Source organism: Mycobacterium sp. SMC-15 (assembly GCF_045310925.1).
In the GTDB taxonomy this organism is placed as follows: Bacteria; Actinomycetota; Actinomycetes; order Mycobacteriales; family Mycobacteriaceae; genus Mycobacterium.
In genome coordinates this window covers 185,900-209,961 of the sequence record NZ_JBJIAJ010000002.1, presented here as the reverse complement: position 1 = coordinate 209,961, position 24,062 = coordinate 185,900, and the positions used below count along the sequence as shown (strand labels likewise).

Genomic DNA, 24,062 nt, shown 5'->3' with positions numbered 1-24,062 from the left:
GTCGGTCTGTTCAACCAGGATCAGCCGTTGGGTCCTGATCCGTTCGGACCGTTGCCACCGTGGCCGCCATCGCCGCCGAGGCCCAGGTTGCCGCCGTCGCCACCGGCACCACCGGCGCCGCCGATTCCGGAGGTTCCGGTGTTGTTCCAGCCGTCACCGCCGTTCCCGCCGTTGCCGACCGGGCCGCCGGGCACGCTGCCCGCACTGCCTGCCGTGGCGTTGCCGGAGCCGGTCCCGGCGTTGCCGCCCGCGGCGCTCGGGTAGGCGACGTCGCCACCGTCGCCACCGTCACCGCCGGTTTGGGTGGTGGCATCGCCGTTCGCGCCGGCGCCACCATTACCCGCGGTGCCGCCGGCGCCGCCGTTGCCACCGTTGCCGCCCGCACCGAGGCTGCCGGTGCTGCCGTGGGCCGCGGTTCCACCGAGACCACCGTTGCCACCGTTACCGCCCTGACCGCCGATGGCACCGTCGCCACCGTCTTGGCCGTTGTTGGCCTGCCCGGCGATTCCGGATGCCACCGCGCCGGCAGCACCGCTCATGCCGCTGCCGCCCTGGCCACCGTCGGCACCCGAACCGCCGGCGCCGCCAGCGCCACCGTTACCGGACAGGGCGCCGCCGAGTCCGCCCGCGCCGCCGTTACCGCCCGCGCCACCGTCCTGGCCCTGGAGACCGGAGTCGCCCGCGACGGTAGCGCTGAGGCCGGCCACCCCCGCCGTGCCACTACCGCCGGCACCACCGTCGCCACCGTCGCCGATCGCGCCGCCGTTACCGCCCGTGCCGCCGGCACCACCGGAGGCACCTGTTCCCGCGTTCGGGTCTTGGGACGGGTCGTATCCGGCGCCGCCGTTACCGCCGTTGCCCGACGGGCCGATGGCCTGTGTTCCGTTCGCGCCGTCGGTCCCGTCGGTGCCCCCGGCACCGGCCGTGGTTCCGGCCGCGCCGCCGTTGCCGCCGGTGCCGGCGATGCTGCCCGGGTCACCGCCGTTGCCGCCGTTGCCGCCGTTGGGGGTGCTGGCGTCGCCGGCGGCACCGTTGCCACCCTGGCCACCTTCGCCCGCGGTGCCGGCGCTGCCGCCGTTGCCGCCATCGCCGTTGGTGCCGGCAGTGCCGTGGCTGGTGGTACCGGCATTGCCGCCGGCCCCACCGGTGCCGCCGGATCCGGCTTCCCCGCCGTTGCCGCCATTGCCGCCGCTCGCGCCGGCCACCGATCCGGTGCTGGCGTCATATCCCGCGCCGCCGGTGCCGCCGGCGCCGCCCGCTCCACCGCTACCACCGTTTCCGCCGTTGCCTGCGACGTTGGCCGCCAGCGAACCGCCGTTGCCGCCCGCGCCGCCCTTGCCGCCGTCGCCGCCGGCCAGGCCTTGGCCACCGGCACCACCGTTCGGGGCTGCGAGGGTGCCCGCGGTGCCGGCCGCACCGGTCCCGCCGACGCCGGTCTTACCGTCACCGCCGACGCCACCATTGCCACCGTTGCCGATGTTGCCGCCGTCACCGCCGGCTCCACCGTTGCCGCCGCTGGTGCCGCCGTCCGCGCCGGCGTCGTTGGCAGCGTTGTAGCCGTTGCCGCCCGTGCCACCGTTGCCTGCCGGACCAGTGACCCCGGTGCCGTCTGCCCCGTCGCCGCCGTTGGTGCCGCCGGTTCCGCCGGTGCCGTGCGCCCCACCGGCGCCGCCGTTGCCCGCGGTGCCGGCGTTACCGCCCGCACCGCCGTTGCCGCCGTTGATGGTGACCGCGTCACCGTTGCCGCCGTTGCCGCCGTCACCGGGTGTGCCGGCGTTACCGCCCGCACCGCCCGCGCCGCCGTTGCCGTTGGCACCCGCGGTCCCGTGGGCCGAGGCGCCACCATTGCCGCCGGCACCGCCATAGCCACCGGCCTGGCCGTTGCCGCCGGACCCGCCATCGGTACCGGCACCGCCGGCCAGAGTGGCGCTGGTGCCGGCCAGGCCGTCACCGCCTGACCCGCCCTTACCTCCGGCACCGCCGACGCCACCGGCGCCACCGTTGCCGGCCGTCGAGCCGCCGACACCACCGTCGCCGCCCTTACCGCCGTGGAAGCCCGCGGTGCCGTCGGTGCCGCTGATGGCAGCCAGCGTGCCCTGGTCGCCGTCGATGCCGTTGCCGCCGTTGCCGCCGGAGCCGCCCGCTCCACCGTTGCCGATGTTGCCGCCGTCGCCGCCCGTACCGCCGTCGCCACCGACGCCGGCCGCGTTGGTGAAGCCCGAACCGCCCGCACCGCCGTTGCCGGCTGGGCCGGTTGGGCTGCTGCCGGCGGTTCCGCCGGTCGCCGCGCCTGCGCCGGTGCCGACCGCGCCGCCGTTACCACCGGTGCTCGAGTTGCCCCCGGCTCCGCCGTTGCCGCCGTTGAGGTTGGTCGCGTCGCCGGCCGCACCGTCACCGCCGTTACCACCGGCTGCGCCGTCGCCGCCGGCCCCGCCGGACCCGGCCGCGCCCACCGCGCCGTCGGCTCCGGTGCCGCCCGCGGCCACACCGCCGGCCGCACCGCCGTTGCCGCCCCGGCCGCCGTTGCCGGCGACCCCGGCGTCGCCGCCCTTCTCGCCAGAACCGTCACCGCTGTTGAGGTAGCTGCCGTTCACCCCGGCCGCCCCGGCGCCCGCGTTTCCGCCCTGGGCGCCCGCACCGCCGCTACCGCCGTTGCCGCCATGACCGGAGAGGGAGCCGCCGAGGCCACCCGCACCACCGTTGCCGCCGGACCCGCCGTCGGTACCGCTGGTGCCGTTGTCGCCCGCGGCCGTGGCGGCGACGCCGTCGATGCCCGCGACACCGCTGCCGCCGGCACCACCGTCGCCCCCGTCGCCGAGGTTGCCGCCGTCACCACCGGCACCACCGTTGCCGCCGGACGCGCCGGCCGTGCTGGCGGTGAAGCCGTCACCACCGCGGCCGCCGTTGCCGACCGGGCCACTGACCCCGGCGCCCTGCGATCCGGTGGCGCCGGTAGACGCGCCGGTACCGGCCGTGCCCGCGGCGCCGCCCTGGCTGGAGTCGCCACCGCGGCCACCGTTGCCGCCGTTGAGGTTGTTTGCATCGCCGTTGGCACCGGCGCCACCATTTCCGCCCGCGGCGCCGTCACCACCGCTGCCCGCGTTGCCGCCGGTTCCGGCCGCAGCGGAGCTGCCGTTGCCGTTGGTGCCGCCCGCACCGCCGTTGCCGCCGCTACCGCCGGCGCCGGCCGTCCCGGCGTTACCGCCGGCCCCACCGTTGCCGTCACCGGTGGCGAACGACCCGGCCGCACCGGTCACGCCGGCCGCGGCGTCACCACCGTCGGCACCCGAACCACCATTGCCACCGGCGCCGCCGGTCAACGAGGTCAAGCCGGTACCGGCGTTGCCTCCCTTACCGCCCGAGCCACCCGAGCCACCGGCAGTCCCGGAGTTGCCATTGCCGTTGCCGTCGGTGCCGACGGCGTTGGTGCCGGCCACACCGTCGCCACCGGCGCCGCCGTTGCCGCCGTTGCCCAGGTTGCCGCCATCGCCACCGGCACCACCGTTGCCGCCCGATTCGCCGGCCACCCCGGAGGTGTAGCCGTCACCGCCCTGGCCGCCGTTGCCGGCCGGGCCGGCGACACCCGCGCCCTGGGATCCGGCGCTGCCCGTCGTGGAGCCGGTGCCGGCCGTGCCCGCGGCACCGCCCTGGCTGGAGTCCCCACCGCGGCCACCGTTGCCGCCGTTGAGGTGCGCTGCGTCGCCGTGGGCACCTGCGCCACCGTCACCGCCCTGGGCACCCGCGCCGCCGCTGCCGGCGTTGCCGCCCGTGCCGGTCGCGGCCGAGCTGCCGTCGCCGTTGCTGCCACCCGCCCCGCCATTGCCGCCGCTGCCGCCGGCACCGGCCGTCCCGGCGTTGCCGCCGGCCCCGCCATTGCCGTCACCGGAGGTGAACGAACCGGCAGAGCCGATCGCACCGGCCACGGCATCGCCACCGTCGGCGCCCGAACCACCGGCACCACCGGTGCCGCCGGTCAGGGTGCTCAGGCCGGTGCCGGCGTTGCCACCCTTGCCACCGAAGCCACCGGAACCACCGCTGGTGCCGGAGTTGCCGTTGCCGCCGGCGTCGGTCCCGACACCGTTGGTGCCGGCCACACCGTTGCCACCGGCGCCGCCGTTACCGCCGTTACCGAGGTTGCCGCCGTCGCCACCCGCGCCGCCGTTACCACCGGAGGCGCCGGCCACCGTCGAGGTGAAGCCGTCGCCGCCGTTACCGCCGTTTCCGCCACTGGTCACCTGATTGCCGCCGGCTCCGTGCAGGCCGGCTGTGCCGCCGTTACCGCCAGTTCCGGCGCTACCGCCGGCACCACCGGCACCTTCGATGCCGGCATTGCCGCCGTTGCCACCCCGGCCACCGTCGAGGTAGGTGGCGTCGCCGTCGGCGCCCCTGCCGCCGTCGCCCCCGGCGCCCGCGTCGCCGCCCTTACCGCCGGCACCGCCGTTGCCGTTTCCACCGTTGCCGGTGGCGCCGTTGCCCGCGTTACCGCCGGCACCACCCTCGCCACCGGTACCACCGGCACCACCATTGCCGCCGTTCTCACCCGCACCGTCGTTGACACCTTGAACGCCGGCCGCGCCGGTGTATCCGGCGCCGCCGGCACCACCGAGACCGCCCCGGCCGCCGACACCACCGTCACCACCGGTTCCGGAGTTGGGGTTCAGGGCGTCGCCGCCGACGCCGCCGGCACCACCCTTGCCACCGGTACCACCGGCACCGCCTTGGCCGGCCTCCCAACCGCCGGCACCGCCCGCGCCACCGTTGCCACCGTTGCCGCCGGCACCGCCCTTGCCGCCGTGCCCGTTCTCCAGCAGCACACCACTGTTGCCGCCCTTACCGCCGTCCCCGCCGTTGCCGCCGTTGCCGCCGGTACCGCCGTCACCGACCGCGCCGGCGTTGCCACCAAGACCGCCGTTGCCGCCGGCCAGGGTGAGCGCCTTGAAGCCCAGTTCGCCTGCGTGGGCGGCGTTGTAGGCCGCCACGTCGAACCCGTCGCCGCCATTACCGCCGTTACCGCCGTGCCCGGCCGCCTGACCGTCGGCGCCACTGGCCGCACGCTCGGTGGTCGACCCACCATTCAGGCCGCCCTGACCGCCGTGGCCGATCGCGCCCGGGTTTCCGCCGTCGGCGCCGCGGCCACCGCCGGTGTTGCCCGCTGTCCCTTCGGCCCCGTCACCGCCATTACCGGCGATCCCGGCGTTGCCGCCGGCACCACCCTGGCCGCCCAGGCCGTTGACACCCGCCGAACCCAGGCTGGTGCCCGCACCAGCCAGACCACCCTGGCCACCCTGGCCACCATTGGCGCCGTCACCACCACCGGCACCATCACCACCAATTCCATTGCTGGCAGCCACATCCCACTGTCCAACAGCACCGTCACCACCACGGCCACCGTTACCGCCCGCACCACCGACACCGCCGACACCACCATTGCCGCCGTTGCCGAAAAAGCCCGAAGCCTTGCCGCCGACACCACCATTGCCACCATTGCCGCCAACAACACCGTTGCCACCGACCACGCCGTTGCCGCTACCCCCGTTGGCCCACACGCCGCTAGCTCCGTCGATGCCCGCCACGCCGGCCGCGCCGACACCGCCGGCACCGCCAGCACCACCGGAGCCGAACAGCCAACCCGCGCCGTCGCCGCCATTACCGCCGGCGCCACCACCATCACCGCCGATACCGCCGACCCCGCCGACGCCCATCCATGAACCACCGGCGCCACCGTCGCCACCGGCCAAGCCCGCCAGACCCGCGCCGCCGGCGCCGCCATTGCCGAACAAACCGGCCGCGCCACCATCACCACCGGCGACACCAGCACCACCATCACCGAACAACCAACCGCCCGCACCACCATTGCCACCATCAACACCGGCAACACCAACAGCGCCATTACCAATGATGATCGAGCCGAACCCGAACGTGTCATTGACAAACGAGCCGACCTGAACACCCAACGGGCTCTCAAGCCAATCGACCATGCCGGCATGCAACGGCGCATAGATGTACGCCTCAACCAACGCCGTCAGATCAAACGCATCACCACCGGCCAACCCCGCCGACGAGTCAAACAACGACCCCCAATCGAACGCACCCCCAGCGTCCACCTCGGCAGCCGACCACGCCCCCGAACCGAAAACATCCAGCAGCCAATCAAACTCACCATCAGCCTGCGCCACCGGCACCGACACCAACGGCGACACACCGAACGCCAAAAATGCCGCTGCCGCCGAACCCGCACCCAGCACTCGACGACGCGAGTCCCCTGTGCGCCGCCCGGCTCCGGTCTGCCGTGCGCTCTCACGCTTTCCAGTCATGTACTGCCCCAAGTTCTCAAACGGTGGCCCACTGCGTGGGCCGATGGATGGTTGTGATGTTTTTGCTCGGCTATCGCCGCGCCTACCGCGCGGCAACAGTCAGATCGGAGATCGATCCGCCACGGAGAATCCGCGGGGCGTCGAGCTATCCACCCATGTCTTCGCGGTACTTACCTGAGCCATCCGGAACCGGATGGACGCAGCTCGGGGTACGGAGCGCTTCCTGTGCTGACAGGTGCTCGGCCCCGCTGCCCTGGCGTGCCAGGGCAGCGTTCTCATCGCGGGCATCCGTTCACTCGACGACCTGACGCTTACCCGCCGGCGGCGGCACTGCCGTCGCCGCCGCGCCCGCCGTCGCCACCATTGCCCATGTTTCCGCCGTCGCCGCCGGCACCGCCCTGGCCGCCGTCACCGGCTCCAGGCTGGTTGTAGCCGTCGCCGCCGTTGCCGCCGTTGCCGGTCGGCCCGGCAGCCGGGGTGCCGCTGGCTCCGGATCCGCCGGCCGTTCCGCCGCCGCCGACCGTGGTACCGGCCGCGCCGCCCTGACCGCCGGTGCCCGCGACATTGCCGGCGTCACCACCGTTTCCGCCGTCGCCACCGTTGCGGGTGGTGGCATCGCCGTCGGCACCCCTGCCGCCGTCGCCGCCCTGGCCGGCGCTGCCGGCGTTGCCGCCCTTGCCGCCGTTGCCGTTGGCGCCGACCACGCTGCCGTTCTGCGCGGTTCCGGCATTGCCGCCGGCACCACCGGTGCCACCCGAACCGGCCTCGCCGCCGTTACCGCCGTCACCGCCGTTGGCTCCGGCAGCGGTCGGGCTGTAGCCGGCTCCGCCGGTGCCGCCGGCACCACCGTCACCGCCCACGCCGCCGTTGCCGCCGTTGCCCGCGGTGTTGACGCTCAGCAGGCCACCATTGCCGCCATTGCCGCCGGTGCCGCCGTCGCCACCGGAATCACCCTGAAGTCCGTTGCCGCCGTTGAGGTTGAGGGCATCTCCGGCCGTGCCGGCCGCACCGGCGCCGCCCACACCGGTAGCCGCGCTGCCACCGGTTCCACCGTTGCCACCGTTGCCGGCCATGCCACCGTTGCCGCCGTTGCCGCCGGCGCCGCCATTGGTGCCCGGAACGGCGGCGGGGTCCGTAGCGGCGTTGTAGCCGTTGCCTCCGTTGCCGCCATTGCCGGACGCCGTAGTGACCGGGGTGCCGCTGGCACCGTTCGTACCGTCGACGCCACCGCTTCCGCCGGTGCCGTGCGCGCCGCCGGCGCCGCCAGTGCCGGCAACGTTGCCCGGGTCGCCCCCGTTTCCGCCGTTGCCGCCGTTCGGGGTGGTGGCGTTGCCGTCAGCACCGTTGCCGCCGTTGCCGCCCTGGCCCGCGACGCCGGCGTTGCCGCCGTTGCCGCCGTTGCCGTTGGCACCCGCGCCGGCCGCGCCGTTGACCGCACCGGCGTTACCGCCGGCGCCGCCCGCACCCCCGGATCCAGCCTCACCGCCATTGCCGCCGTTACCTGCGTTGGTGCCGGCCGCCGCGTTGGGGTCGGTGGCGGCGTCGTAGCCGGCGCCACCGGTCCCACCGTTGCCACCCGCGCCACCGACTCCACCGGCGCCACCGTTACCGGCGTGGTTGGCTGCGAGGTTGCCACTGGCACCGCCGTCGCCGCCCTTGCCACCGTTGCCGCCGGATAGGCCGGAGCCGCCCGCGCCGCCATCGGGTTGAGCTGCCGTTCCCGCGGTGCCGGCTGCACCGGTACCGCCGACGCCGGTGGCACCCGCACCACCGATGCCGCCGTCGCCGCCGTTGCCGTGTGAGCCGCCGGCGCCGCCTGCACCGCCGTTGCCGCCGTCACCGCCGTTCTCAGCCGAGCTGGTGGAGCTGAAGCCGTTGCCACCCTGTCCGCCGTTGCCGGCCGGGCCGGTGATCGCGGTGCCACCAGCCCCGGTGGCTCCGTTCGTGCCGCTGGCACCACCGCTGCCGTGCGAGCCGGCCGATCCGCCGTTGCCGGCGGTGCCGACCTCGCCACCGTTGCCGCCCTTGCCGCCGTCGGGGTTGGTGACGTCACCGTCGGCACCCCTGCCGCCGTTGCCGGCCGTGCCCGCGTCGCCGCCCCGCCCGCCACTGCCACCGTTGCCGTTGGCGGCTGCGTTGCCGGAGGTCGAGGTACCGGCGTTGCCCCCCTGACCGCCGGCACCACCCTGACCGCCGTTGCCGCCCGTGCCGCCGTTCTGGCCGTCCGCACCGGCGGACGCGGCGTTGGCGCCGTCGATTCCGTTGCCGCCGTTGCCGCCGACGCCGCCGTTGCCCGCGTTGCCGCCGGCGCCGCCGGTGGCGCCGGTGCCTCCGGAGCCACCGTTGCCGCCCTGGCCGCCGTTGGTTCCGGATTCACCGTTACTGCCGGCGTTGACGCCGCTGGAGCCGGTAAATCCGTTGCCGCCCTTACCACCAGCACCACCATTGCCGCCGGTACCGGACGCCGCGTGCTGGGTGGTGCTGCCCGCGAGCAAACCGCCCTGACCACCGTTGCCGCCCAAACCACCAGCGCCGCCGGCAGTTCCGTCCACACCCGCTGTGGTGCTGTTGGTCCCGTCGATGCCCTTGCCGCCGGACCCGCCGTTGCCGCCGAGGCCCGCGATGCCATTCCAGCCGCTGGCCGCCGCACCGCTCGGGCCCTGACCACCCTCACCACCGAGGCCGGCGTTACCGCCGTTACCACCATTACCGCCGGCCGTGCCGTCGTGATTGCTCGACGTGCCATCGACGCCCACGCTGCCGGCCGCACCCTTACCACCGCTGCCGCCATCGCCACCGGCACCCCCGGCACCGTGCTGGCCGGCCGTCGAGCCGGAACCACCGGCGCCACCGTTACCACCCTGGCCGCCGTTGGTGCCACTGACACCATCAGCACCCGGCGCAGCGCCATCGGCACCGGTAAATCCATTGCCGCCCTTACCACCAGCGCCACCATTGCCACCGACACCGGACGCCGCGTGCTGGGTGGTGCTGCCCGCGAGCAAACCGCCCTGACCACCGTTGCCGCCCAAACCACCAGCGCCGCCCGCAGTTCCGTCCACACCCGCTGTGGTGCTGTCGGTTCCGTCGAGGCCCTTACCGCCGGACCCGCCGTTGCCGCCGAGGCCCGCGGTGCCGTTCGAGGCACTGGCCGCCGCACCGCTCGGGCCCTGACCACCGGTGCCTCCCGCGCCAGCGTTGCCACCATTGCCACCGTTGCCGCCGGCCGTGCCGTCGTGATTGCTCGACGTGCCATCAACGCCCACGCTGCCGGCCGCACCCTTACCACCGCTGCCGCCATCGCCACCGACACCACCGGCACCGTGCTGACCGGCCGTCGAGCCGGAACCACCCGCGCCACCATTACCGCCGGCACCACCGTTGGTGCCACTGACACCATCAGCACCCGGGGTAGCGCCATCGGCACCGGTAAATCCATTGCCGCCCTTACCACCAGCCCCACCATTGCCGCCGGTGCCGGAGGTGGCCCGGTCGGTGGTGCTGCCCGCCTGCAGGCCGCCGAGACCACCGTTGCCGCCGACACCACCACTACCGCCGGCGGCACCGTCCACACCGGCCTGTGTGCTGTCGGTTCCGGTCAGGCCGCTGCCGCCCTGGCCGCCGTTGCCGCCGAGTCCTGCGGTGCCGTTGGTGCCGTTGGCTGCGTGGATGCCGCCTGCGCCCTCGCCGCCTGCGCCACCGAGTGCCGCGTTGCCGCCCCTGCCGCCGTTGCCGCCGGCCGTGCCGTCGTGGTTGGCCGACGTGCCGTCGACACCCACGCTGCCGGCCGCACCATTGCCGCCGCTACCGCCATTGCCACCGGCACCCCCGGCACCGTGCTGGCCGGCCGTCGAGCCGGTCCCGCCGGCGCCACCGTTGCCGCCGGCACCACCATTGGTGCCACTACCACCGTCGGCACCCGGGGTGAGGCCGTTGGTACCGGTATATCCGTTGCCGCCCTTGGCTCCGGCGCCTCCGTCGCCACCGGCACCCGAGGCGGCGCGGTCGGTGCTGCTGCCCGCCAGCAGGCCACCTTGCCCACCGTTGCCGCCGGCACCACCATTGCCCCCGGCGGTGCCGTTCACTGCCGGCCCGGCGCCGTCCAGACCCGCAAGGCCGTTGCCGCCCTTGCCGCCATTGCCACCGAGGCCCGCGGTGCCGTCGTTGCCACTGGCCGCGGTGCCATCGGCGCCCTGACCGCCCGCACCACCGGTGCCCGCGTTGCCGCCGTTGCCACCGTTACCGCCGGCCGTGCCGTCGTGACTGTTCACGACGCCGTCGGTACCCGCGGTACCTGCCGCACCATTGCCGCCGCTACCGCCATTGCCACCGACGCCGCCGACGCCCTGCTGGCCCGCCGTCGCACCGGAACCGCCGGCGCCGCCGTTGCCCCCGGCGCCACCATTGGTGCCGCTCACACCATCAGCGCCCGGGATAGTGCCGTCTGCGCCGGTGAATCCGTTGCCGCCCTTGGCACCGGAACCGCCATTTCCACCGTTACCGGAGGCGGCGCGGTCGGTGCTGCTGCCCGCCAGCAGGCCACCCTGTCCGCCGTTACCGCCGACACCACCGCTGCCGCCGGCGGTGCCGTCGATACCCGCCTGGGTACTGTCCACTCCGGCGAGGCCGTTACCGCCGTTGCCGCCATTGCCGCCGAGGCCCGCGGTGCCGTCGTTGCCACTGGCCGCGATGCCGCCGGCGCCCTGGCCGCCCGCACCACCGGTGCCGGCGTTGCCGCCATTGCCACCGTCGCCGCCGGCCGTGCCGTCGTGGTCGGCCGACGTGCCGTCGATGCCCGCATCCCCGGCCACGCCGTCGCCGCCGTTACCGCCGTTACCCCCGGCACCACCGGCACCCTGCTGGCCCGCGACCGAGCCGGTACCCCCGGCACCGCCGTTGCCACCGGCACCACCGTTGCTGCCGCTCTCGCCGTCCGCGCCGGCAATCGCGCCACTCAAGCCGGTGTAGCCGTGGCCACCTTGACCGCCGGCACCACCATCGCCGCCTAATCCTGTTGTGGCGTAGGTGATTCCGTCGGCGTTCAGGCCACCCAAGCCGCCGTTGCCACCGGCGCCACCGTCGGTGCCGGCGGTGCCGTCCACGCCCTCGGCCGTGCTGGTGGTTCCGGCCGCTCCGGCGGCACCGTTTCCGCCGTTACCGCCGATGCCCGCGCTGCCGTTGTCACCGGCGTTGCCGCCCTTGCCGCCGTTGCCGCCGGCGGTTCCCGCTGCCGCGTTCGGGTCTGCGGCGGCGTCATAACCGTCGCCGCCTCGGCCGCCGGATGCGGCACCGGTCGAGGCCTCGCCGCCGTTACCCGACTGGCCCTCCGCACCACCGGCGCCGGCCTGGCCGCCCGCACCGCCGGTGCCGGCCGTGCCGGTCGAGCCACCGTTGCCGCCGTCACCGCCGTCCGGGTTGGCCGCCGTCCCGGCCGCACCCGCACCACCGTTGCCGCCCACCCCGGAGTCACCGCCGTCACCGCCGGCGCCACCGGCGCCACCGTGGCCGGCCGCACCGGTATTGCCGTCCGAGCCGAAGAGCGCATGGGTGGCACCCGCTGCCCCGGCCGCCCCGGCCGCGCCGCCGTTACCACCGGCACCGCCGTTGCCACCGTTGGAGCCCGCGGTGCCATCGCCACCGTTGCCGGAGCCACCGTCGGCGAATGTGCCGGCCGCGCCATCGGTGCCGTCCTCGCCACCCAGACCCTGGCCGCCGGCACCACCGGCGCCACCGTTTCCGGCCGCGCCGCCCTGGCCGCCGGAGCCGTACAGCAGCGCCTTGGACGCCCCACCGGCGCCGCCGTTACCGCCCGCGCCGCCATTGCCGCCCGCGCCACCGTTGCCGCCGTCAACACCGGCGACGCCGATCGCACCGGCGAACCCGGCCAGACCGTCCCCGCCGGCCCCGCCGTTGCCACCGATGCCGTAGATCCAGCCCAGCCCGGCGCCCCCGTCACCGCCATTGCCGCCGGACCCGCCGGCGCCACCGGCCCCACCGACGCCGATCCAGCTGCCGCCGTTGCCGCCTTCACCACCGTCGAGGCCGAGGCCACCGGCCCCGCCGGCACCACCGTTGCCGAACATCCCGGCAGTGCCGCCGTCACCACCGGCAACCCCGGTCAGCGAACCGTCGTAGCCCGCACCGCCGTCTCCGAACAGCCAACCCCCGTTGCCACCATCGGGATTGAGCTCGGTGCCCGCCGCACCGTTGCCGATGACGATCGAACCGAACCCGAACCAGGTGTTGATGAAGTCATCCACCGGCTTGCCGATGAACGGGTCGTTGATCCACGCCACCATTCCGGCGTGCATCGGCTCAAACAAGTACTGGCCCAGCAACCCGGTGATGCCGAACGGGTCGCCCAGCATCGCCGCCGCCGAACCCGGATCGGCGTAGGCCGCACTCAGCGCGGTGCCCAGCTCGTCGCCGGCGAACAGCTGATCCCAGTTGAAGCCCAAATCGCCTGTGCCGCCGTCGAACAACGACCCCCAGGCGTTCGGGTCAAACAGGTCCTCCAGACCGAAGTCGGCCTGCGCCTGCGGCGCCATCCCCAGTGCCAGAAAGGCGCTCACCGCACCGGCGGCACCGACCGCCCGACGCCCTGCGCTGACGCGGGTTCCGTGCAGTGCTGCGCTGCGACGCTTACGAGCCATGGGGATGACCTCTATCTGGTGTCTGTGGGTGGAGAGTTAGTTGGGCAACTGGGTTGGGGATGCAGCCGCCGAGGACGCGGCGTGCGGGCCCGGTTTTCCGGCCCCGGCACTGTGTGCCGGGCCGGATAGCCGCTTGCCTGCAAGGGATTTAGCCGTGTGCGCCATCGGTGCCCCTCGTTCCGGATCCGCCGCCAGTGCCGGTCTGGCCAGCCGCGCCCGGGTCCGCGCTGACCGCGCCGCCCGCGGATGCCGATCCGGCCGCCCCGGCGGTACCGCCAGCGCCACCGGAACCGGCCGCACCGCCGGTGCCACCGGCGCCACCGACACCGACGTTTCCGTTGGCGCCGATGCCCTGCGCAGTCCCCGCGGCGCCACCGACGCCGCCGCTACCGCCCGCGCCACCGTTACCGCCCTTGCCGCCGGTGCCACCGTCGCCGCCGTCGCCGCCCTTGGCGTAACCGGTGCCCTGGTGGTTCTCACCGGTACCGCCGCCGCCGCCTGCGCCACCGTTACCGCCGTTCTCGCCGGCACCGCCGTTACCACCAAGGCCGCCGAGACCACCGTCACCACCGTTGCCGGCGATCGAACCGCCCTTGCCGCCCGCGCCACCGGCGCCGCCGCTGGCCCCGGCCGTGCCGTTGGTGCCGTCTCCGCCGTTGCCGCCGTTGCCACCGTCGCCGCCGTACGCGTAGCCGCGGGTTCCGCCGGTCTGTGCATTGGCGCCCCCGCCCGCGCCGCCGGCGCCGCCGGCCGCTGCCTGGCCGCCGTTGCCGCCGTTACCGCCATCGCCGGCGTTGATGTCGCCGCAGCCGAAGAAGAGCGCGCACGACGCGGACGATCCCGTGCCACCGGCACCACCGATCTGGCCGGCCTGGGTGGTGTTAGCGCCGTTGGCTCCAGTACCGCCACCGGCTGCCTGGCCAGTCGGGGGGGTGTAACCGGCCGTTCCGACCGCACCATTGCCGCCCGCACCACCGGTCCCGCCGTTGCCAACGGTTCCGGCGTCGCCGCCCTTGCCGCCGATACCACCGATCTGCGCAGCACCGTTGACGGTGCCCTGGCCGTTACCGCCGACGCCGCCGTTGCCGCCGTTACCGCCGCTGGCTCCGGTAGCGCCCCCGGCTCCGCTCGAGGCGAGCTGGCCGTTACCGCTGTCACCGCCGAGACCGCCGGCCCCACCGGTGCCGCGGTTTCCGCCGTTGCCGCCCTGGCCACCGTTGCCGGCGGCCGCGTTGGTGCCGCCACCGGCACCGGTGCCACCGGTACCGCCGTTGCCGGCGCTGCCGCCCTGGCCACCGGCACCGCCTTGGCCGCCGACACCGTGGCTGCCGGTGCTGCCGTCGGTGGCGGTGCCTCCGACACCGCCGTTGCCGCCGACCCCACCGGCGCCACCGATGGCCCCGCTGCCGCCGTTGCCACCCTTGCCACCGGTGAGTCCGCCGCCGTCGGGGGCAGTGATGCCCGTCGAGCCGTTCGCGCCGCTACCGCCTGCACCACCGACGCCGCCCTTACCGCCGACACCGCCGTTGCCAGCCGCGCCGGACACCGCACCGCCGTTGCCGCCCGCACCACCGTTGCCGCCGGCACCACCGGTGAGTCCGGCCGTGCCGGATCCTCCAGCGTTGGCGGCGTTCCCGCCGGCCTGACCCGCCGCACCGGTACCACCGGCACCGCCGTCGCCGCCGTTGCCGATCGAGCCGCCGGTGCCGCCCTTACCGCCGTCGCCGCCGCGGGCGCCAGCCGCGGCGTTGGGGTCGGCGGCCGCGTTGTAGCCATTACCGCCGGTGCCGCCATTACCGGATGGGCCGACCGCGGAAGTACCGCTCGCGCCGGTCACTCCGTTGACACCACCGGTGCCGCCGGTCCCGCGGGCACCGCCGCCGCCGCCGGTGCCGGCGACATTGCCCGCATCGCCGCCACGACCGCCGTTGCCGCCGTTGGGGTTTGCGGCATCCCCGTTGCCGCCGTTGCCGCCGTTGCCGCCCTGCCCGGCCGTCCCGGCGTTACCGCCGGCGCCACCGCTGCCGTTGACACCCGCGGTGGCCGCGCCGTTGATCGCACCCGCGTTGCCCCCGGCGCCACCGGTGCCACCGGAACCGGCCTGACCACCGTTGCCGCCGTCACCGCCATTGGCACCGGGCGTCGTCGCGTTGAAACCGGCACCACCGGTGCCACCGGCACCACCGTCGCCACCCTTGCCGCCGGCGCCGCCATTGCCGGCGTGGTTGACGCCCAGCAGGCCACTCGCGCCGCCGACGCCGCCCTTACCGCCATTGCCGCCGGCCGCACCGGATCCCCCGGCACCGCCGTTGGGGTTGGCGGCCGTGCCCGCGGTGCCGACCGCGCCGGTGCCTCCGACGCCGGTCGCGCCCGCACCGCCGGCACCACCGTTGCCGCCGTTACCGGCCGACCCCGCCGCACCGCCGTTACCGCCCGCGCCACCATTGCCGCCGTTGTCGGCCACGCTGGTCGGGCTGAAGCCGGCGCCGCCGTTCCCGCCGTTACCGGAGGCCACGCTCACCGCCGTGCCGTTGGCGCCGGTCACTCCGTCGACACCACCGGTGCCGCCGGTCCCGCGCGCACCGCCGCCACCGCCGGTGCCGGCGACATTGCCCGCATCGCCACCACGACCGCCGTTGCCGCCGTTGGGGTTTGCGGCATCCCCGTTACCGCCGTTGCCGCCGTTGCCGCCCTGCCCGGCCGTCCCGGCGTTACCACCGGCACCACCGCTGCCATTGACACCCGCGGTGGCCGCCCCGTTCACCGCACCCGCGTTGCCGCCGGCACCACCGGTGCCACCGGAACCGGCCTGACCGCCCTTGCCGCCGTCACCACCGTTGACGCCGGGCGTCGTCGCGTTGAATCCGGCACCACCGGTGCCACCGGCACCACCGTCGCCACCCTTGCCGCCGACGCCGCCATTGCCGGCGTGGTTGGACACCAGGGCGCCGCTGGCGCCGCCACTACCGCCCGCACCGCCATTACCGCCGGCCGCGCCAGAACCACCGGCACCACCGTTCGGGTTGCCGGCTGTTCCCGCCGTACCGACCGCGCCATTTCCTCCGACGCCGGTCGCGCCCGCACCGCCGGCACCACCGTTGCCGCCGTTACCGGCCGAACCCGCCGCACCACCGTTACCGCCGGCGCCGCCATTGCCACCGTTTTCGGCGATGCTGGTCGGGCTGAAACCTGCCCCACCGTTGCCGCCGTTACCCGACACCGTGGTCGCCGAGACGCCGTCGGCGCCCTGGCCGCCGTGGATTCCGCCGCCGCCGGAGGTGGCGCCGGCCGTGCCGCCGGCGCCACCGGTCCCAGCGACGTTGCCAGGGTCGCCGCCCTGGCCCCCGTTGCCGCCATTGGGGTTGGCCGCATTTCCGGCGGCGCCATCGCCACCGTTGCCGCCCGCTCCGGCATCGCCGGCGTTACCGCCGGCCCCGCCGTTGCCGTTGTTGCCCACGGTTCCGTTGGCGGCGGTGCCCGCATTACCGCCCGCACCGCCGACGCCGCCAGAACCGGCCTGACCACCCTTGCCGCCGTTGCCGCCATCGGCACCGGGCGCCGTGGCGGTGAAGCCCTTCCCACCGACACCACCGTTGCCACCGGCGCCGCCCGCACCGCCGATGCCGCCGTTACCGGCGGTGTTGGTGCTCAGCGAGCCGCCAGTGCCGCCGGCACCGCCGTTGCCGCCGTTGCCTCCCGAACCGCCCTGTCCGCCGTTGGTGCCGTTGACGCTGCCCTGGGTGCCGTTGTTTCCGACTGGCCCGCTGGTTCCGGCAGAGCCTGCCGCGCCGGCACCGCCGTTGCCGCCGTTGCCGTGGGCACCGCCGTTACCGCCCGCGCCGCCGTCGCCGCCGGATTGCCCTGCCGCGGTGGGAGTGAATCCCGCGCCGCCCTGGCCGCCGTTGCCGGAGGCCCCGATGATCTCGGCGCCGTGTGCGCCGGTGGCGCCGACTGTCGCCCCAGTACCACCGGCGGCTCCGCCATTGCCGCCCGCGGCGGCGGTGCCGACATCGCCGCCGTCACCGCCGTTGCCACCGTCGATGTGCGTCGCGTTGCCGTTGCCGCCGGCGCCGCCATTGCCGGCCGCCCCAGCGTCACCACCACGACCGCCGGCACCTCCGGAAGCGTCGGCCCCGGAGGTACCGTGCGCGGAGGAACCGCCGGCACCGCCCGCGCCGCCATTGCCGCCGAGGGCGCCGTCGCCGCCGTCGCCGCCGTTCGCGCCGTTGCCGCCGGCCGTGCTGGCGTTGGCCCCGGTCACGCCGTTGCCACCGTTGCCGCCCGCGCCCCCGGCACCACCCACACCGCCGGCGCCGCCATTGCCGGCCTCGGAACCACCCTTACCGCCCGCGCCGCCAATGCCGCCGCTGCCGCCGACCGTGCCGTTGCCGCCGTCGGGGTTGACCGCGTTGCCGACGGCGCCGTTGGTGCCGTCCGCGCCGGATCCACCGGCGCCACCGTTTCCGCCGTTGCCGCGATCGCCGCCGTCACCGCCGACGCCGCCGTTGCCGCCGGAGTCGCCCGCGGTGGTCGCGTTGAATCCGGCGCCGCCCGCGCCGCCGTCGCCTTGACCGATTGCGGCGGCGTGCCCGGCCGAACCCGCTGCGCCGGTGTGAGACCCGGTGCCCGCGTTGCCGGCGCTGCCGCCGGTGCCGGTGTTCCCGCCGTCGCCGCCGTCGCCGCCGTCGCGATGCGCTGCTGTGCCGGCTGCGCCGGCGCCGCCGTCGCCGGCCCTACCGGCGTCACCGCCGCTACCGGCGTTGCCCCCAGCCCCGGTGGAGCCCGCGATGCCATGGGCCGCCGTACCGCCCGCACCACCGTTGCCGCCGCTGCCGCCGTTGCCGCCGCTGCCCGCGTCGCCACCGTTGCCACCGGTGCCGGTGCCGCCGTTGTCGAACGAACCGGTCGCGCCGACGACACCGTCGCCGCCTGCGCCGCCGTCCGCGCCGTGGCCGCCCCGACCGCCGGTTCCGCCGTTGCCGGCCATCGAACCGCCCTTGCCGCCGATGCCACCGGCGCCACCGTTTCCGCCGGTGTGACCGTCGGTGCCGTCAGGGTTGGTGACGCTGCCGTCGCTGCCAGCGATGCCGGTCGACCCGTTGCCGCCGTTACCGCCCGCACCACCGTTGCCGTAGGCGCCGCCGTCACCGCCGGCGCCACCGTTGCCGCCCGATTCGCCTGCGGCCGTGGGGCTATAGCCGTCGCCGCCCGCGCCACCGTTGCCACCGACGCCGGTCACGTCGGCACCGTTGATGCCCTGCTGACCGGCTACTGCTCCGGCACCGCCGGCTTGTCCGCCCGCACCGCCGGCGCCCGCCGTGCCGGTGTCGCCGCCGTCACCGCCCGCGCCACCGTTGAGGTTCGTCGCCGTGCCGGCCGCGCCCGCACCACCGTTGCCGCCGAGTCCGGCAACCCCGCCGGCCCCGCCGTTGCCGCCGTCACCGGCCTGACCGCCGGCACCCAAGGTGCCGTTGCTGCCGAACCAAGAGCTGGCCTTCCCGCCGGTACCGGCCGCGCCGGCCGCACCGCCGTTGCCGCCCGTGCCGCCGTTACCGCCATTGGTGCCGTCAGTGCCGTCGCCACCGTTGCCGCTACCGCCGCCGGCGAAGGTGCCCGTCTCGCCGTCGTTTCCGTCGGTGCCGGCCATACCCGCACCACCGACACCGCCGGTGCCACCGTCACCGGCCGCGCCGCCCTTACCGCCGGCGCCGAAAATGATTGCCTTCGAAGCGCCGCCAGCTCCACCGTTGCCGCCTACACCGCCGTTGCCGCCGACGCCACCATTGCCGCCATCGACACCGGCGACTCCGACCGCCCCCGCGGCGCCGACCAGTCCGTCGCCGCCGACCCCGCCGGCACCACCGATAGCGAAGAGCCAGCCAGCCCCGGCACCGCCGTTGCCGCCGTCGCCACCGGCACCACCGATACCGCCGACGCCGCCGATACCGCTCCAGCTGCCGCCGGCCCCACCGGTGCCGCCGTCGAAGCCCGCGCCGCCGTCGCCGCCGGCACCGCCGTTGCCGAACATCCCGGCCGCGCCACCATTGCCGCCGGCCACCCCGGTCAGCGAGCCGTCGTAGCCCGCGCCACCGTCGCCGTATAGCCAGCCGCCGTTGCCGCCGTTGGGGTTGAGTTCGGTACCGGCAGCACCGTTGCCGATGATGATCGAGCCGAAGCCGAAGGTGTTGTTGATGAAGTCGTTGACCTGGGTTCCGAACGGACTCTCGATCCAGTCGACCATCGCGCTATGCATCGGGGTGTAGAACCACTGGTCGACTATGGCGGTGAGGTTGCCGGTGTCGGCCGCCGAGCCCGCGGTCAGTGCATTGGCCAGCTCGTCACCGGCGAACAGCTGATCCCAGTTCAAGCCCGAATCCCAAGTGCTGGAATCGAATAGCGGAGCCCAGGCACTCGGGTCGAACAGGTCGTCCAGATCGAAGTCGGCCTGCGCTTGCGGGGCCATGCCGAACGCCAGGAACGCACTGACGGCTCCGGCGGCACCGATTGCTCGGCGAGATGCATTGCCGCGGTTGACGTATTGACCTGTGTTACGACGCTTACGAGCCATGGGAACGACGCCTATCTGCTGAGTTCGGGATGAGGTTGGTTGAGTTTTCGACGTCGGCGAACCGGCTCGAAAGGGCGTTCCCACGCAAAAGGAAACGCCGCGAAAATGCGTGCGAGAGAGCGTGGCTAGCCATGGGCGCCGTCGTTACCCTTCGTGCCTCCCGCGCCACCGGTTCCGACTTGCCCCGGGGAACCGTTGGAGGAGCCGACGGTTCCGGGCGAGGTCGTTCCGCCTTCTCCACGCGCTCCGCCGGCGCCACCAGCACCGGCCGCGCCCCCAGTGCCTGCACCGCCACTGGCACCGGCTGCGCCGGAGCTGCCAGAGCCTAGGGCGACGCCCGCCGCGCCAGCGGCACCACCGTTGCCACCGTCGCCACCATTGCCGCCCCCGCCGCCCGTGCCGCCATCACCGCCGTTGCCGCCCCAGACGTAGCCAGAACCCTGACGGTTCTGCGAATATCCGCCCTTGCCGCCATCTCCGCCGTCGCCGCCCTTCTCACCGGCGCCGCCGTTGGCGCCTGCACCGCCGGCACCACCGTTGCCGCCGTCACCGGAGATCGAGCCGCCCTTGCCGCCGGCACCGCCGGCGCCGCCGCTACCGCCGTTCGCGCCGTTCGCGCCGATACCACCGTCACCGCCGTCGCCGCCGTCGCCGGCGTGGGCCTTGCCGTTGGTGCCGCCGGCATTGGCATACGCATCCCCGCCGGCACCACCGTTGCCGCCGTCCGCGGCCTGCGCCCCGTTGCCGCCGTTTCCTCCGCCGCCGGCGTAGAAGTCGCCGCAGCCGAAGAACTTGGCGCAGCTGTTGTCATTGCCCCGGCCGCCGTTTCCGCCGGCCTGCCCGGGTTGGGTGCCATTGGCACCCGTACCGCCGGCACCGCCGCCGGCCGCCTGGCCGTTCGGGGCCGTGTAACCGTCGGCGCCCACCTTGCCGTTGCCGCCGGCACCGCCGTTGCCGCCGTTGCCGATCGCACCGCCGTCACCGCCGGCACCGCCCTTGCCGCCGTTGGCTCCTGCCGCCGCGCCGGCGTCACCGGCCGCGTTGTAGCCGTTTCCGCCCGCGCCGCCATTGCCGGACGCGCCCGCTGTCGCACTTCCGCTTGCGCCGCCGGACCCGTCGGTTCCACCGCCGCCCGCGACGCTGCCGGCTGCGCCGCCGGTTCCCCCGCTGCCCGCGATGTTGGCCGGATCGCCGCCGTTACCGCCGCGGCCGCCGTTCGGGGTGCTGGCATTGCCGTCGCCGCCCCGGCCGCCGTTGCCGCCCTGGCCGGCGCTGCCGGCGTTACCGCCCTGGCCGCCATTGCCGTTGGCACCGACCACCGCGCCCGACTGCGCGGTTCCGGCGTTGCCGCCGGAACCGCCATGACCGCCGGAGCCGGCCTCGCCACCGGCCCCACCATTGCCACCCGCGGCGCCGGCCGCCGTAGCGCTGAATCCGTTACCGCCGTTACCGCCGTTGCCGCCGGCTCCACCGTCACCACCGACGCCGCCGTTCCCCGCGGTGTTGATCGCCAGCGCACCGCCGGTTCCGCCCGCACCGCCGTTACCACCATTGCCACCGTCGGTGCCGGTACCGCCCGCGCCACCGTTGGGGTTGCCGGCCGTGCCCGCTGTGCCGGCGGTACCAACGCCGGACTTGCCGCTGCCCCCGACACCGCCATTGCCGCCATTGCCCACGCTGCCGCCATCACCGCCGGCGCCGCCGTTGCCACCGCTGGTCCCGCCGGCAGCACCGGCGTCGCCGGCCGCGTCGTAGCCCGCGCCGCCGTTGCCGCCGTTGCCGGCTGGACCGGCGATCGCTGTGCCGGCATCGCCGTCGGCCCCGGCGTTGCCGCCGGTTCCCCCGGTTCCGACCGCGCCGCCCTGGCCCGCCGTTCCGGCAGAACCGACCTCGCCGCCGTTGCCGCCCTTGCCGCCGTTGATGTTTGAGGCGTTGCCTGCTGCACCGTCCGAGCCGTTACCCGCCGTGCCGGCGTTGCCACCGGAACCACCGGACCCGCCACTGCCGTTGGTGCCCGTGTTGCCTGAACCGCCGGCCGTGCCTCCGGCGTTACCGCCGGCGCCGCCGGAGCCGGCGTTGCCACCGTTGCCACCGGAGCCGCCGTTGTTGCCGTTCGCCCCGGCCACCGTGGCCTGTGCACCGGCCAGGCCGTCCCCACCGTTGCCGCCGGAACCACCGGCACCACCCAGACCGCCGTCGCCGCCGTCGCCGCTGATCGCGCCGCCCAGACCGCCGGCGCCACCCGCGCCACCGTCGGTGCCGTTGCCGCCACTGGTACCGGAGTCGCCCGCGGTGGTGGCACTCACGCCGGCCGCACCGGTGAAGCCGTTGCCGCCGTCGCCCCCGTTCCCGCCGTTGCCGTGGTCGCCGCCGTTGCCACCCGCGCCGCCCGCGCCGCCGTTGACGCCCTCGGCCGAGGAGGCCAAGCCGTTACCACCGTCGCCGCCGTTGCCCCCGATGGTCGGCGCGTCGCCTTCCGCGCCCTGCGTACCGGCGTTGCCGCCCACACCACCGGATCCGGCCGCGCCGCCGTTGCCACCGGCGCCCGCGATTCCAACGTTGCCGCCGTTACCGCCGTTGCCGCCGTTGATGTTTGAAGCGTCGCCGTCCGAACCCCGGCCGCCGTCGCCGGCCGCGCCGCCGGTGCCGCCCTGGCCGCCGTCGCCACCGTTGCCGTTGTCGCCCAGGGTGCCGGTGCCGGTGGCGGTGCCTGCGTCGCCGCCCTTGCCACCGTCGCCGCCGGTTCCGCCGGCGCCACCGTTGGTGCCGTTGCCACCGTTGCCGTCACCGGTCAGGTAGCTGCCAATCTCACCCGTCTGTCCGGCCCCGCCTTGGCCACCGATGCCGCCCTTGCCGCCGTCGCCGCCGCTGCCGGCATTGCTGTTGGCGCCGGTGCCGTTTCCACCGTGCCCGCCGTCGCCGCCCAGGCCGCCGTTGCCGCCCAGTCCGCCGTTACCACTCAGTGCGCCGGCAGCGCCGCCGTTGCCGCCATTGCCACCGTCGCCGCCGGTACCGCCCTTGCCGCCCGACCAGCCACCATTGCCACCGGGACCGCCAGCGCCGCCGTTGCCGCCGTTGCCGCCGGTGCCGCCGTCTCCGACTAGTCCGGCGTCGCCGGCGTTGCCACCGTTGCCGCCGGCGATGCTAAGTGCCTTGAAGCCCAGTTCGCCTGCGTGGGCGGCGTTGTAGGCCGCCACGTCGAACCCGTCGCCGCCATTACCGCCGTTACCGCCGTGCCCGGCCGCCTGACCGTCGGCGCCACTGGCCGCACGCTCGGTGGTCGACCCACCATTCAGGCCGCCCTGACCGCCGTGACCGATCGCGCCGGGGTCCCCACCGTTGCCACCATCGCCGCCGTCGGGATGCTCGCTGTCCGCGTCCAAACCAGCGCCGCCATCGCCGGCAATCCCGGCGTTGCCGCCGGCACCACCCTGGCCGCCCAGGCCGTTGACACCCGCCGAACCCAGGCTGGTGCCCGCACCAGCCAGACCACCCTGGCCACCCTGGCCACCATTGGCGCCGTCACCACCACCGGCACCATCACCACCATTTCCATTGCTGGCAGCCACATCCCACTGTCCAACAGCACCGTCACCACCACGGCCACCGTTACCGCCCGCACCACCGACACCGCCGACACCACCATTGCCGCCCTTACCGAAAAAGCCCGAAGCCTTGCCTCCGACACCACCATTGCCACCATTGCCGCCAACAACACCGTTGCCACCGACCACGCCGTTGCCGCTACCGCCGTTGGCCCACACGCCGCTAGCTCCGTCGATGCCCGCCACGCCGGCCGCGCCAACACCGCCGGCACCGCCAGCACCACCGGAACCGAACAGCCAACCCGCGCCCGCGCCACCATCGCCGCCGTTGCCGCCATCGACACCACCGGCGCCGCCGACCCCGCCGACGCCCATCCACGAACCACCGGCACCGCCGGTACCGCCATCACCACCGGCTAGCCCGGCGCCGCCGGCACCACCATTGCCGAACAAACCGGCCGCGCCACCATCACCACCGGCGACACCAGCACCACCATCACCGAACAACCAACCGCCCGCACCACCATTGCCACCATCAACACCGACAACACCAACAGCGCCATTACCAATGATGATCGAGCCGAACCCGAACGTGTCATTGACAAACGAGCCGACCTGAACACCCAACGGGCTCTCAAGCCAATCGACCATGCCGGCATGCAACGGCGCATAGATGTACGCCTCAACCAACGCCGTCAGATCAAACGCATCACCACCGGCCAACCCCGCCGACGAGTCAAACAACGACCCCCAATCGAACGCACCCCCAGCGTCCACCTCGGCAGCCGACCACGCCCCCGAACCGAAAACATCCAGCAGCCAATCAAACTCACCATCAGCCTGCGCCACCGGCACCGACACCAACGGCGACACACCGAACGCCAAAAATGCCGCCGCCGCCGAACCCGCACCCAATAACCGACGAGTAGCCCGAGTTGCCTTGTGGCGCTTACCAATCACAGGGGGACCTCATTACTTAAGC

General features: G+C 74.8%; 4 protein-coding genes. All 4 read right to left on the bottom strand.

The window, feature by feature from the left end; all coding sequences use genetic code 11:
• Window positions 1-20: 20 nt before the first annotated feature.
• Window positions 21-6,314 carry a PE family protein gene (locus ACJH71_RS03880; RefSeq protein WP_406756729.1) on the bottom strand — a complete coding sequence of 2,098 codons (6,294 nt, stop codon included), beginning with the start codon at window positions 6,312-6,314 and terminating at the stop codon, window positions 21-23.
• Window positions 6,315-6,625: 311 nt separating this feature from the next.
• Window positions 6,626-12,967, bottom strand: a complete 6,342-nt coding sequence (locus ACJH71_RS03875) for a PGRS repeat-containing protein (RefSeq protein ID WP_406756728.1) — start codon at window positions 12,965-12,967, stop codon at window positions 6,626-6,628.
• Between the two features lie 148 nt (window positions 12,968-13,115).
• The gene (locus tag ACJH71_RS03870) at window positions 13,116-19,535 is read right to left on the bottom strand and encodes a PGRS repeat-containing protein (protein ID WP_406756727.1); all 6,420 of its coding nucleotides are present in this window, start codon (window positions 19,533-19,535) and stop codon (window positions 13,116-13,118) included.
• A 125-nt stretch (window positions 19,536-19,660) separates the two neighbouring features.
• Entirely contained in the window at window positions 19,661-23,995 is a 4,335-nt protein-coding gene (locus ACJH71_RS03865) for a PE family protein (RefSeq protein ID WP_406756726.1), read from the bottom strand.
• Window positions 23,996-24,062: the final 67 nt, after the last annotated feature.